The organism is Bradyrhizobium sp. BEA-2-5 (assembly GCF_032918025.1).
Classification (GTDB): domain Bacteria; phylum Pseudomonadota; class Alphaproteobacteria; order Rhizobiales; family Xanthobacteraceae; genus Bradyrhizobium; species Bradyrhizobium pachyrhizi.
In genome coordinates this window covers 2,061,213-2,074,156 of the sequence record NZ_CP136629.1, presented here as the reverse complement: position 1 = coordinate 2,074,156, position 12,944 = coordinate 2,061,213, and the positions used below count along the sequence as shown (strand labels likewise).

The window sequence follows — 12,944 nt, the reverse complement described above, 5'->3', positions numbered from 1 at the left end:
TTTGTCGGACGATCTCGCGGTCAGTTCCGCGCGAACGGCATGATGTGGTTGTCCTCAAACCGCGCCCAGATGTAGTCGCCCGCCGTTAGCGCATCGTGCTTGTCCTGCGCGAACGGCTTCTCATAGGTCTTGATCAAGCCGTCCACGCGGTCGATGGCGTAGAAACCGTCACGGACGGCGGTCGGTTCGGTGCCGCCCGCCTTTTCGATTGCTCGCGCAATGACCAGGATGGAGTCGTAGGCGTTGGCGACGCCAACCGCCGGCGTCACGTCCGCAGGCCCCTTGATATCCGAATACTTCGCCTGCAGCGCCGACATCACTCGCTTGCCGACGGGCGACAGGTTCCCGAAGAAGCTGTAGGTCTGGACGAAGATCACGTTCTCCGCGCTCGGCCCGGCGAGCTCGGTGAAACGGCCGCCGGCCGGTCCCCAATGCGAGACGATCGGCGGCGCCCAGCCCATGCGGTCGAGCGATTTCACCACCTGGGAGGACGGTCCGACGTTGCCGACCAGGTAGAGCGTGTCGGCGCCTGCCTGCTTCAAGCGCGACAGCTGGGAAACGACGTCGACGTCGTTGCCTTCAAACTTCTCGACGCCGGCAGGCTCGATTCCTGCGGCCTTCAATGCCGCCTTCAGCCCATGCTCGTTCGACTCGCCCCAGGGATTGTTGACCAGGATGAGCCCGGGCTTCTTCGCATTGTAGGTCTTGCGCGAGAACTGGACGATCGCCTTGTCGACCTCATCGTCCATGGCCGACACGCGGAACACGTAGTTGGACGGGGCGCCGTTCCGCGTGATGTTGGTTCCGGCGGCCCACGGCACGACGAACGGCACCTTGACGTTGTTGACGAACGGCACGATGGCAAGCTCGACCGGCGTGTCGAGGCCGCCGACCAGGACGGCGACCTTTTCGCGCTGAATCAGCTCGCGCGCGGCGATCAACCCTTTGGCCGGATTGCTCTCATCGTCGCGGCGGACGAGCTCGAGCGGACGTCCGAGCACGCCGCCCTTCGCATTGATTTCCTCGATGGCGATCGTCGCTCCGCGGGTGAGCGCCTCGCCGGCGCGCGCCGACTGTCCCGACAGGGCGGTCACCAGGCCGATCTTGATCGGTTCGGCCGCGCGCGCGCCGGACGCGAACGGCAACGCGGCCAGCAGGATCGTCGCTGCGGCGTGCCAAGCCGGCCAACGACGCGCAGGTCCGGACGAAACTATGCTCCTGAAGTTCATCTTCGGTGTTCCTCCGCTGATGGCGGCCTCGGCATCGAAGCCGCCAGTTCCTCCGCTGCCGCTTATGCGCGGACTTGACGGAAGTAAAAACTTTCTTCAAAAATATTCCGATGTCAAGCGAGCGATCAACCGCGCGGGGAAAATTCCGATGGACCCAAGGATTGTCGAGGCCCGCGACGTGTTGATCTCGATCGCGGAAGATGGCGACCGCCTGTCGCGCGGGGAAGCCGTGCTGCGCTCGGATTCTGTCGGACCGGCCCTCGCCGCTCACGGACGCTATCGCTACAGCGCGATCGCGCAACGCCCGGATTTCAATTGGCCGCAAGGACGGCGGCTTGCCGTCTACGTCGGTCTCAACCTCGAGCATTTCGCGTTCGGCGACGGGCTCGGTGCCGAGCTCTGCCCCGGCGGTCCGCATCCGGACGTCCTCAACTACGCCTGGCGCGACTATGGCAACCGCGTCGGCGTATGGCGCCTGATCGAGCTGTTCGACGAGCTGGAGCTACCGCTGTCGGTGCTTGCAAACAGCAGCATCTATCACTACTGCCCTGAAATCATGGAGGCATTTCGCGCCCGCGGCGACGAAATCGTCGGTCACGGCCGCACCAATTCCGAGCGCCAGGGTGTGCTTGCGCCTGACGAGGAGCGTCAATTGATCGCGGAAGCGACCGATGTCATCGCACGAGCCGAAGGGCGGCCGCCGCGCGGCTGGCTGGGGCCCTGGATTTCGCAATCACAGGTCACGCCCGATCTACTGGCCGAAGCAGGCTACGAGTACCTGCTCGACTGGTGCATGGACGATCAGCCGGTGTGGTTCTCGACGCGGAACGGCGGCCGCATCCTTTCAGTGCCCTATCCGCAGGAGTTGAACGATATCCCCTCAATCGTCGGTCGCAAGGACTCCGGCGAGCAGTTCGCCGCCATGATCACCGACACGTTCGAGGAGATGCTGGCACAGTCGAAAGGGCAATCGCTCGTCATGGGAATTGCACTGCACCCCTATCTGGTCGGGCAGCCGCACCGCCTGCGTCCGCTGCGCCGCGCCCTGCAAACGATCCTGGCGCGTCGTGACGAGATCTGGATCACCACCGCTGGAGGAATAGCCGCGTTCTCGCGCGCGCTGCCCGATGGCATCGTCCCAACATGATGGAAACAAATCGGGCCCGATCGCCTCGCCGTTGCAACGAACCGGAGACGACCAGTGAGCACTGCCGACACGCTATTTCGAAACGCCCGATTGGGCGATGGACGCACCATCGATATCGCCGTGCGCGACGGCCGCATCACCTCGATCGCGTCGCACTCGCAATCGCCGGTCGCGGCCGGCGAAACCCTTGATCTAGCCGGACGCCTGGTGCTGCCGGGGCTGGTCGATGGTCATATCCACCTCGACAAGGGCTTCGTCGGCGACGATTGGAAGTCCCACCGCCCCTGCACCGCAGGTTTCAGCGTGCGCGAGCGCGTCAAGTTCGAAAAGGGAGCGCTTGCCGGCGCCAGGCCGATTGCGGTGCGGGCGGCGGCGCTGATCGACCTCTGCGTCGCGCACGGCACGACCCGGATGCGCAGCCACGTCGATATCGACCTTCAAGTCGGGTTGCGCAATCTCGAGCAGGTCATAGCCGCGCGCGAGGCGTACCGCGACAAGGTGTCGGTCCAGATCGTCGCCTTTCCGCAAAGCGGCATCGTGACATCGCCGGGCGTGGCCGGACTGCTCGACGAGGCGGTTCGCGCCGGCGCAGACCTGGTCGGCGGCCTCGATCCGGCGGGTTACGATGCCGACATCGACGGGCATCTCGACGTCATCTTCGGCATTGCTGACCGGCGTGGGGTCGGCATTGACATTCACCTGCATGACGGCGGCTTGCTCGGTATCTTCGAGATCGAGAACATTGCACGCCGGACGAAGGCCCTCGGGCTCGGCGGCAAGGTCACGATCAGCCATGCCTATGCTCTCGGCGAGGTGCCTCGAGACGTGGTTCAGCGCACCGCGCAGCTGCTCGCCGAGGCTGGAGTCGCCATTTTGACCAACGCGCCCGGAGCGCATGCGTTTCCGCCGGTGTTGCTGCTGCGCGATGCCGGCGTCAATGTATTCGCCGGCAATGACAACATCCGCGATTCCTGGTGGCCCTACGGCGACGGCGACCTCCTGGAGCGCGCCATGATCGTCGGCTACCGCTCCGGCTTCAGCACCGATGCCGACCTGGCGGCGGCGTTCAACATGGTGACCACCAACGCCGCGCAGGCACTCGGCCTCCCGGACTATGGGGTGGCCGAGGGCGCGGCGGCGGACTTCGTCGTGATCGACGCCCAGCACGTGCAAGAGGCCGTGGTGGCCCGGCCCAGGCCGCGCGACGTCTACAAGAATGGGCGCCTCGTCGCGCATGGCGGCACGGTCGTGACGGCGGCGCGTTGATCTGGATGTGGAGACCGAAACATCCGGAAGGTTACCCCTTGACGAGCCACCGCAATAGCGATCTCAATCCCGCGAGCCTGCACGGCAGGGCCCCGCATCCCGTTGAACATGATGGGCGGGGACATATTGTCCGCGCTGGGCTCGTACAACCTGAGAAAAGCTTGTCCCGTGACTGAAACGACAGCATCGACCAACCCGGCCCGTAGCGCCACGCGCGGCAGACGGGCACGCGATTCCGCGTTGACCAAGGAAGCGATCCTGCACGCGGCGACGTTCGAATTCTGCCGCAACGGCATTGGCGGAGCTCGGGTTGAAGCCATCGCGAAACGCGCCAAAGCCAACATGCGGTTGCTGTACGCCTATTTCGGCGACAAGAACGGCCTTTATCTCGCCGTGCTCGAACACGTCTACACCGAGATCCGCGCGGCCGAACAACAACTCAAGCTCGACGACCTCGATCCGGTCGCAGCCATGCGCGAGCTGATCAACTTCACGTTCACTTTTTTCGGGGCGCACCAAAACTATATTGCCCTGATCAACAATGAGAACCTGCAGCGCGGGCGCAACCTGCGCAAATCGCGCAAGATCGCCGACCTCACGCTGCCCTTGGTTGCGAGCATCGAAAACATCCTTCGCCGGGGCCTCGCGGTCGGGCTCTTTCGCAGCGACGTCGATCCGGTTCAGCTCTACGTCACGATCACGGCCATGAGCTATTTTCATGTCTCCAACCGCTACACGCTGTCGGCGATGTTCGACAAGGATCTGGGAGAGCCGGACTGGCTGGAGAAGCGTCGCCATCACGCGCTGGACGTGATCATGACCTGGTTGACGGCGACGGCGGCCGCAAGCGAGGGAAAACGGAAACCGTCCGCAGCCAGAACACCGGCCGGCGCCGCACGCTAGCTCGCGCGCGGCAAATTCCGAACAGCCTGCGGGTGAGCGCTAAGGGTGCTCGCTTCACCGGGCAGCGACGACGCCGTCGCTGCGGGGATCGGTGGCGCCCTCGAGCAGTCCATCCGGGTGCCAGACGATTGCGCCGGCGTGGCCCATGAATTCCTCGAACGCACCGACCACCTGGATATCGTGGCCGAGCGCCCGTAGCGCGTCGATGACGGCAGGATCGAAACGCGATTCGACCTTGAGATTGTTGTTCTCCTCGCCCCATGTGCGACCGAGCAGCCAGCGCGGCGCGGTCACTGTCGACTGAAGATCCTGACCGTGCAACGCGTAGCGAGTGAAGATCGCGGCCTGGGTTTGCGGCTGCCCTTCGCCGCCCATCGTGCCGTAGGACAACAGCCGGCCGTCGCTGAGTTCAGCCATTGCGGGCTGAATGGTGTGGAACGGCAGCCGCCCAGGTTCCAGGCGGTTGATATCGGTCTCGGCGAGACCGAAGCTTGTCCCACGGTTCTGCCAGGTGACCCCGCTTTGGGGCAGGATGACGCCCGAGCCAAACTCCCAATAGATGCTCTGAATGAAGCTGACGCTGAGGCCGTTCCGGTCGGTCGCAGCAAGCCAGACCGTATCGCCCTGGGCCGTCGGGTCAGGCCAGCGCGCTGCATGATCGACGGCAACGGTCTTTTCGAGCGCCGAAATGGACTCGTCGGTGAGGAACCCGGCCGCCGACCGCGCCATGTGGTCGGGATCGGTCACGTAACGATTGCGGATGCGGAACGACGCCTTCGTGCTCTCGACCAGCCGGTGCAGATGATCGACCCCGTCCGCCTCCTTCGCCATGCGCCGGGCATAGAGCGCAAGAATCAACAGCGAGGCCAGGCCCTGCGTCGGCGGCGGCATGTTGAACACCTTGTGCCCGGCCACATCGACCGACAGCGGTGTCACCAGTGCGGCTCGATGCTGCTCCAGATCGGATAGGCGGAGCGGGCTGCCGAGCCGTTCGAGATCAGCGGCCATCGAACGCGCCAGGTCGCCGCGATAGAAATCGGAAAGGCCGGCTTGCGCCAGCTGCCGCAACGTGGCCGCGACGCGCGGCTGCCGCAACCGTGCGCCGACTGCAAGCGGAACGCCCTGCGGCAGATAGACATCGGCAAAGCCCGGCACATCCTGCAGTTCAGCGCGCTTCTTCGAGGTGTTGTCGTGCAGGGTCTGGGTCACGGCGACGCCATCGGCGGCGTAGCCGATCGCAGGTTCGAGCAACCGCGACAGCGGCATGCGCCCCCCATGGCGATCGCGGCTGAGCTCATAGGCCTTCTGCCAGCCATCGACGGTCCCCGCGGCGGTGAGTGCCGCGAGCGGTCCGCGGCTTGGGATGGTGCTGCAGCCATGCTCGCGATACCATGCGCGGCTGGCGGCCTTCGCCGACCGTCCGCACGCCTGGATTCCGACCGGTGCGGAACCCGCCCGGCCGACCAGCCAGAAGCTGTCGCCGCCGAGGCCGTTCATGTGGGGATAGACCACCGCGATCGTGGCGGCGGACGCAATCATCGCCTCGACCGCATTGCCACCTTCGGAGAGGACGGCGAGCCCGGCCTGCGCCGCAAGATGATGCGGCGCGGTCACCATTCCGCTATAGCTTCGCTTGGTCTGCAGCATGAGCGCGTTCTCCGAAAGCAGCAGTTTGTAATAATATTCTTACTTACATTGTCAAGCGGCCGTCGCCTCGCCGTGGCGGCGCGAACGGCTGGCGGAGGTGCCGCGCGTGGTGGATCGAGGCGAAAGCGGAAAATCGGCCGCGCAAAGCTGCGCGGCAGCGGGGCGGGTCGCCGGATTCCCGGAGGTCCCGAATCTGTTCCGAAAAAGAAGCAAAAAATGTAGTCTCCTGAACCATGGCGACGATCCACGAATTCGGCCCCTACCGCCTCGACGCGGAAGCCGTGATGTTGTTTCGAGCGTCCGAACCGGTCGCGCTCGGGCGGCGCGCGGTGACGCTGCTTCGGCTGCTTGTCGAGCAGGCCGGAACGCCGGTTTCCAAGGACGCATTGATGCAGGCAGCGTGGCCGGGGCTTGCGATCGAGGAGAGCAACCTGACGGTGCAGATCGCCGCTCTGCGGCGGGTATTTGCCGACGTCGAGGGCGGCGCGACCTGGATCGAGACCCTGCCGCGCCGCGGCTACCGCTATGTCGGGCCACTGGTCGCCGCCGAATCCGGCGCCGGCCTGCCCGCCTCGCCGGCAGCGACGGTGCCGGATGGGCCGTCACTTGCGGTGCTGCCGTTCTCGAATCTCAGCGGCGATCCCGCGCAGGAATATTTTTCCGATGGAATCACGGCAGACATCATCGCCGAACTGTCGCGCTTCCGCTCGCTGTTCGTTGTCGCCCGCCACTCCAGCTTCGCTTACAAGGGCAAGACGCCTGAGATCAAGCAGGTCGGCCGCGAGCTCGGCGTCAGGTACGTGGCCGAAGGAAGCGTACGCAGGATCGGCAGCCGGATGCGGGTGATCGTCCAGCTTCTCGATGGCGCCAGCGGTTACAATCTCTGGACCGAGCGCTACGACCGCGAACTCGAGGACGTCTTTGCCCTGCAGGACGAGATCGTCCGCGCTATCGTCGCAGCCCTTCCGGGCCGGCTCGAGGACGCCGGCCGCGAGATCGCCAGACGCAAGCCGACCCCGAGCATTACCGCCTATGACCTGGTTCTGCTGGGCAACGAGCGGTGGCGTCAATTGACTGTGAAGGGCATGGCGGAAGCCAGGCAGTTTTTCCGGGACGCCGTCGCGCTCGATCCGCAATATGCCTGCGCTCACGTCAACATTGCCTGGACGATCGTCTGCGACGCGTTTCTCGAATCGCCCGGTACGGCGAAGCTCGACGACGCGCTGAGCGAGATCGAGACCGCGCTCGACATCGACGGCGGCGACGCCTGGGCCCATGGTGTCTTCGCGCAATTGCTGTTCCTGCGTCGCGAGGACGCCAAGGCCGAAATCCATTTCAGCCGGGCGCTCGCGCTCAATCCAAACGACGCCGACGTCGCCGCCGTTTTCGCGAACATTCTGGTCTACTGGGGACGGTGGCGAGAGGCCCTCACCTGGATCGGTGCGGCCAAACAACTGAACCCCTTCCCGCCCAATCTGTACCACTGGTACCACGCGCTCGCGCTCTATTCGGGGCGCCAATACGATGAAGCAGTCAAGACGCTGATGGAGGCGCGATCCCCCGACCGTTGGTCGCACAGTCTGCTTGCCGCCTGTTATGCGCAGATGGAGCGGCACAACGAAGCGCGATCCGAAGCCGAAGCGTTCGTCACGGAACGTTGTCGTGAAATGAGCGCGAACGGCGCAACGCCGCCAGCGAACACCCTCGATCTCGTTCGAGCGCGGGCCGAAAGGTACAGAATTTCAGCCGAACGCGAGCACTTCCTCGACGGCTTGCGCAAGGCCGGCCTATCCGGCTGAGCCGTAACGAGGGTCGCAACAGGCTGTTCGAAATTGACCGACAACGGTGCTCCGCCTCGACTTGCTTCGACCTCAAATTTCTGAGCCGCCGCTGCTGTCCGGATTGTGCAATGGTGGAGGATCGACGCTTGGCGTGGCGGAATTCGTAGCCCGTGGTAGCCGGGGAGCGCCGCCGCCATTCCCCAACACTCAGAAAAACGCTTCCAATGCGCGCTGTGCCGAAGCAGCTCTTTATAGAGGTCGAGGACGAAGGGGAGCGTGCCCGCGGAAAACCGCAGCCTCTGATCTTTGAATCTTTTGGATCTGGCCTGGGATCAGCTCGATCTGAGGAGATCGAGCATGCGAAAACTCCATGAAGGCATCTGCGGTTTCGAACATTTGATCCACGAGCCCGCGATGCTCTGGTTCAATGATGGAGTAAATGTCGGGTTTGTCGCACCTCCACCATCCTGACCATAGTTCCGCTTTCTTCTCATTGGGATCAAAAATAAGGATGAGCGCCCCTCCGTCCTCATAGATGAACTCGGCGGGCACGCAGCCGTGTTTGATCAGCGTTTGCAGAACGTGGCAAAACTCATACCCGAATACGTACACATCGGGCTTTAGCTTAACGACTATGGGTTGGCCTGCGTTATCGTACCCGAAGGAATCGGTGCTGCTTGGCGGTTTAATCACTTTGATGCTTCCCGCGCTTGCGCCATGAAGCGAATCGCTGAGCTGCCTGCTTGGGATCACTGATCCTGGTGGGTCAGCCGATACGTCAGGCGCTCACCTCGATACCCTTGAGAGCATTAGCCGACCGTGCCCGACGCTCTGAGATACGTCGCTCTATGCCGCGCCGGCGATCGGGCATCGGAACCCGCGAATCCCGCACGTTGCTCCTTCGCCGGACAAGAATTCGCCGATCAGCTACCCTGCGTTCCGTACCCACGTTTCGGTCGTCTCTCCGCACCACGCTTGTCGATCCGGCGATCGCTCTCTCCGGACGGGCGGCGTAAGCCCTGCGCGCCACCACGTCGCGGAGCGCCAGCCAGATGAACTCGCTGTTGGTGGAAAGATATCGCCGCCATAATTTGCGCGGCTCCATCATCAGGCGCCAGAACCACTCGAGACCGAGCGATTGGAATAGCCGAGGAGCGCGCCTGATAAAGCCGGCCAAGACGTCGAAGCTGCCGCCTACCCCCAGGATGACGGGAACTTGCAGCCGATCCCGATAGCGTTCGCTCCACACCTCTTTGAACGGGGACGGCAAGCCGATAAAAAGAATGTGGGCGCCGCTGGCTCGTATCTCATCGACGATAATTTCGTGCTCGTCCGGACCGAAGTAGCCGTTCCGAAAACCAGCGATCTTCAGCTGTGGAAAGCGCGCCTCGCAGACGCGCACGAGCTTTTCGACGACTTCCTGGTGCGCCCCTAGAAAATAGACACAAAGTCCGTTGGACGCGGCACCCCTTAAAAGTCCTTCCATCAGATCGATGCCGGCCACGCGTTCCGGCATGTGTTGACCTGACGCTCGTATTGCCCAAACCACCGGCATACCGTCCGCCACCGTCATATCTGCCGCGGAACATGCGTGCGCCAACTCCACGTCTCGCCGCATCATGCAGAGATGCGACGCGTTGATCGTCATCACGACGTGAGAATTGTTCGAGCGGAGACAGATATCGACACAGCGCTGCGCCGCCTGACCGAGCGTAACCGCATCAAATTCGACGCCCAATAGGCTCGCGTGTTGCTTCATCTGCTCAACTCCCCTGCGGCGATTGCCGGCTGGCTTGCCACCGAGCCACTTGCTCGGCGTCCAGGCGAGCCGTCGCAGCTCGTTTACCCAGTCTCAGGCACGCGTGCTGATACGTACGAAGAAAACGTCTGAACTCGGGGTCATTATAGCGCGGCAACCCCTTTGCCCAGCTGCTGAAGTAACCCCAGAGCATCGCGACGCTTCCGATGAACATTGGGTGCGCGCGAAGGCGGGAAGCCGCCACCGCCAGATAGTAAAAAGGCGAAGTGCCCATGAAATACTGACCGAAGCCAGCACGAATTCTGCCCGCCCAGATGCTCTTCTGGCTGGCCCCTTGCGGACGAAGGTGGACGAATCGAATTGGCTCTGAATCGACGCTCTCCGCGATCCAGCCCAGCATTCTGGCGCGGTGGCAATCGATGCCATCCCACATGACCTGTCGCACGAAACCCCCGATCTGCTCGAAGCACTCAACCCGATAGAATTTCGTCATCCCAACCGACATTTCGTCACCGCAGATCTCGGGCACGAGATCGCCGGTTTGGGGATGAACGAACCAGGGTTTGCCCGAGGTCGTCCCGACGCGCGGATTGCCTTCCATCCGCTGCATCAGCAGTTCGAAGTAGCGAGGCGGCAGGATGAGATCCATATCTAGCTTGCACAAATAGTCGAAGTCGCCGAGCGGCACTTGATCAAGACCATCGTAGAACGCCTCAATCACGCCGGGCCCTACCCGCCGGTGGCCGCGGTCCTGACGGCGCACGACGCGCAGATAAGGCAATCGCGCCGCATACTCTTCCAGGATCCGTGGCGTCTCGTCGGTAGATCCGTCGTCAACGACGATCCACAGCGCAGGCGGCACCGACTGTGCAGCCACGCTATCCAGCGTGTGGCGGAGATAGGGCCCCTCATCGCGGCAGGGCGAAATCAGCACATACCTGCGCGGCGCTACGCCGTGCGGGGACACTGAAGCGCTGTCAAGCTCGTCCACAGGTCTACTCCCGGTAATATCCTTCGGACCTGACGCCATTTCTTGCCTCGATGGTTCTAAGCTCGACGGGATCGATCTGGTTGAGCACAATGGTCGACACGCGCTCACGGATGAGCTGCGTTACCGACAAGGCTTCAAGCACGCTTGTGCGCTTGGTCTGACCGCATTCCACAACGAAGACGAACTCGTCGATGAAGCGTTCGATCAGCCTTGCATCGACGACCGACATGATCGGCGCCACCTCCACTACAATGTAGTCATAAGACTTCCGTGCGACCGCAAGCAGGTTTTCCATCTCCTGCGACCCCAGGAGTTCAGCAGCGTTGGGAATCCGAAGGGTGCAAGCATTCGGCAGGACATCCAGCCCCGAATGCGGCCGCTTGCAAACAAACTCGCCAAGACGGGACGGATCTTCCAGCGCTTCGAAAAGCCCGACCTTCGCATCCGGGGAAAGTGCAGTCGTGAGATTCCGGAGATGAAGGTCGGCATCGATCAGCAGCGTGCGCGATCCAGAGGACGACAATATGAGCGCGGCAAGATTGGCGGCAACGACAGTCTTTCCCTCTTTCGAAACCGCCGACACGACGCCGATGACCTTTCCCCCGGTCGAGGCCGACGAATGGTCGAGCATCGCCTTCACATTGCGAAGACCTTCCGCGAAGCGCGAGAAGGGGGCAGCAAGGACATGCTCCTCGATTGGCAATTGACCAGCATAGACGAAGGGCAGTCCGATGCACCGCGTCTCGGTTACCTGTTCGACGGCCTTGGGCGTACGGAACACATCCGCCATCCATTCGCGTCCGAAGGCAGAGCCTATGCCGAGAAACAGACCGAGAACAATGCTGCCTGCCGCCACGATGAGGGTTTTCTTGGAACTCTTGGTCAGCGGCGGAACTGCTCTCGTGATGATCTGCGCACTTTGGGCCGGAAGCGTCTCCGCCTGCGCCGCCTCGATCTCCTTATGCTTTTGCAGGAATCCGCTATAGAGATTGCGCAGCGCCTCGGCGGCGCTCTCGAGTTCGCGCAGCTGGCTTCCGGTTTCCGCGGAAAGCTTTGCGGCGGTGTCTTCGAGTTCGGTCTGTCGCGCCTTGGCGACTTCGTATTCGCTGGCGTAGGAATCGGTAATGCGCCCCTCGTCGGACCGAATGGCGGCGTCAACGCTGTTGAGCTGCGCACGAAGCTTGACGACAGCCACGTGCTTGCGACCGACGCGAGCTTCCATCTCCGCAAGCCGAGACGTAAGGTCGCGCTTTTGCGTGCGGAGACGTGCAAGTTCGCTGTTGTTGAGCGCGAAGTTGATGACTGCCGCTCGCTTGTCGTTGAATAGTGCGTCCGTCGACACGGCCGACGGAATCCCGTTTGCCTCTGTCCGCTTGATCCGGTCGAGGCGTTCCTTTGCCTCGACTGCCGCGAACTTGGCATTCATCAGCTGGGTATTCAGACTTGCCAAGAGCTCGGTATCCTGAGCGCCAGTGCTGCTGAGATTGTTAGCCGTCTTGAAGTCCTGCAGCGCCTTGTCCGCATCGGCCACCTGCTTCTTCAGCTCGATCAGCCGCTCCTGCAGCCACTTGCTCACCTTCTGCGTTGACCTCAATTTTGCGTCCTGAAGGGATGCGAGATAGCTATCCACGATGCCGTTGGCGATCTTCGCGGCCTTCTCCGCACTCTGCGACTCGACCGTCACATTGATGACGTTGGCGACATCCTCTCGCGCAATTGTCACGCGCTTCAACAGGGCTTCGAGAGCAGCTCGTTCAGCGGCCGCATTGGCTTCCGCCGTGCTGGAGTTCCCGTCTGCGGCGCTGCCAAGCGCAGATCGCCCGGCAAACTCGCTATCACTGGCCAGACCCAGCGAGCGAATAACCGGAAGCAGGACCCTGTCTGATGACAGTACGTAGAGCTGGCTGCCGACCTCCACTTCGTCCATCGTCGGCTGATCCACGATCTTGTTGGTCTGCAGATAACGATTGAGACTTCGATCGATGAGGATGCGTGCACTGCTCTTGTAGGGCGCCTTCATGACAACAACGGAAGCCACGGCGACCGCCAGCCCAATCAACAGTCCGATAACGGGCAACCGCCATTCGCGGCGTAGAACGTCAACGACGTCCCACAGGCCGAAAGTCGGCCGGGCCACCGCTGGCACAGCGTAATCCTCAGCGAGCTGCTGGCCGTATTCCTGAATAACCAATTGATTGGTTCTGGTGTCCATGGCTTCGTT

Annotated in this window: 10 protein-coding genes; 4 read left to right on the top strand and 6 right to left on the bottom strand. The window is 62.7% G+C overall.

Annotated features, from left to right (window positions below; translation table 11 throughout):
* Nucleotides 1-20: 20 nt before the first annotated feature.
* On the bottom strand, nucleotides 21-1,145 hold the full coding sequence (locus tag RX327_RS09685) for an ABC transporter substrate-binding protein (RefSeq protein ID WP_028333380.1): 1,125 nt from the start codon (nucleotides 1,143-1,145) through the stop codon (nucleotides 21-23).
* Nucleotides 1,146-1,377: 232 nt separating this feature from the next.
* Here RX327_RS09685 and RX327_RS09680 point away from each other — a divergent pair, with 232 nt between their 5' ends.
* The 3 genes from RX327_RS09680 to RX327_RS09670 all read left to right on the top strand — a co-directional run bounded on the left by RX327_RS09680 (nucleotide 1,378) and on the right by RX327_RS09670 (nucleotide 4,545).
* Nucleotides 1,378-2,376, top strand: a complete 999-nt coding sequence (locus RX327_RS09680) for a polysaccharide deacetylase family protein (protein ID WP_410712150.1) — start codon at nucleotides 1,378-1,380, stop codon at nucleotides 2,374-2,376.
* Nucleotides 2,377-2,430: 54 nt separating this feature from the next.
* Complete coding sequence (locus tag RX327_RS09675) at nucleotides 2,431-3,642, top strand: amidohydrolase family protein (protein ID WP_050387490.1); 1,212 nt, start codon at nucleotides 2,431-2,433, stop codon at nucleotides 3,640-3,642.
* A gap of 126 nt (nucleotides 3,643-3,768) precedes the next feature.
* A complete protein-coding gene (locus RX327_RS09670; protein WP_244482619.1) occupies nucleotides 3,769-4,545 on the top strand; it encodes a TetR family transcriptional regulator in 777 nt (258 codons plus the stop codon).
* A 54-nt stretch (nucleotides 4,546-4,599) separates the two neighbouring features.
* On the opposite strand, the gene RX327_RS09665 is transcribed toward RX327_RS09670, so the two are convergent.
* A complete protein-coding gene (locus RX327_RS09665; RefSeq protein WP_317250115.1) occupies nucleotides 4,600-6,192 on the bottom strand; it encodes a gamma-glutamyltransferase family protein in 1,593 nt (530 codons plus the stop codon).
* Nucleotides 6,193-6,425: 233 nt separating this feature from the next.
* On the opposite strand from RX327_RS09665, the gene RX327_RS09660 reads away from it, so the two are divergent.
* A complete protein-coding gene (locus tag RX327_RS09660; protein ID WP_050387493.1) occupies nucleotides 6,426-7,991 on the top strand; it encodes a winged helix-turn-helix domain-containing tetratricopeptide repeat protein in 1,566 nt (521 codons plus the stop codon).
* A 231-nt stretch (nucleotides 7,992-8,222) separates the two neighbouring features.
* Here RX327_RS09660 and RX327_RS09655 read toward each other — a convergent pair whose 3' ends face one another.
* From RX327_RS09655 to RX327_RS09640, 4 genes are all read right to left on the bottom strand, one after another.
* A complete protein-coding gene (locus RX327_RS09655) occupies nucleotides 8,223-8,666 on the bottom strand; it encodes a hypothetical protein (protein WP_152977914.1) in 444 nt (147 codons plus the stop codon).
* An 85-nt stretch (nucleotides 8,667-8,751) separates the two neighbouring features.
* The gene (locus tag RX327_RS09650; protein ID WP_050387495.1) at nucleotides 8,752-9,732 is read right to left on the bottom strand and encodes a WecB/TagA/CpsF family glycosyltransferase; all 981 of its coding nucleotides are present in this window, start codon (nucleotides 9,730-9,732) and stop codon (nucleotides 8,752-8,754) included.
* 4 nt (nucleotides 9,733-9,736) lie between these two features.
* A complete protein-coding gene (locus tag RX327_RS09645) occupies nucleotides 9,737-10,723 on the bottom strand; it encodes a glycosyltransferase (RefSeq protein WP_244482620.1) in 987 nt (328 codons plus the stop codon).
* A gap of 4 nt (nucleotides 10,724-10,727) precedes the next feature.
* Nucleotides 10,728-12,935, bottom strand: coding sequence for a GumC family protein (locus tag RX327_RS09640; RefSeq protein ID WP_050387496.1), 2,208 nt, complete (start codon nucleotides 12,933-12,935; stop codon nucleotides 10,728-10,730).
* Nucleotides 12,936-12,944 lie beyond the last annotated feature (9 nt).

Bases quoted from the DNA above. Each gene is read 5' to 3' on its own strand.
- RX327_RS09680 (WP_410712150.1), top strand. From the start codon at position 1,378: ATGGACCCAAGGATTGTCGAGGCCCGCGACGTGTTGATCTCGATCGCG.
- RX327_RS09650 (WP_050387495.1), bottom strand. From the start codon at position 9,732: ATGAAGCAACACGCGAGCCTATTGGGCGTCGAATTTGATGCGGTTACG.
- RX327_RS09640 (WP_050387496.1), bottom strand. From the start codon at position 12,935: ATGGACACCAGAACCAATCAATTGGTTATTCAGGAATACGGCCAGCAG.
- RX327_RS09660 (WP_050387493.1), top strand. From the start codon at position 6,426: ATGGCGACGATCCACGAATTCGGCCCCTACCGCCTCGACGCGGAAGCC.
- RX327_RS09665 (WP_317250115.1), bottom strand. From the start codon at position 6,192: ATGCTGCAGACCAAGCGAAGCTATAGCGGAATGGTGACCGCGCCGCAT.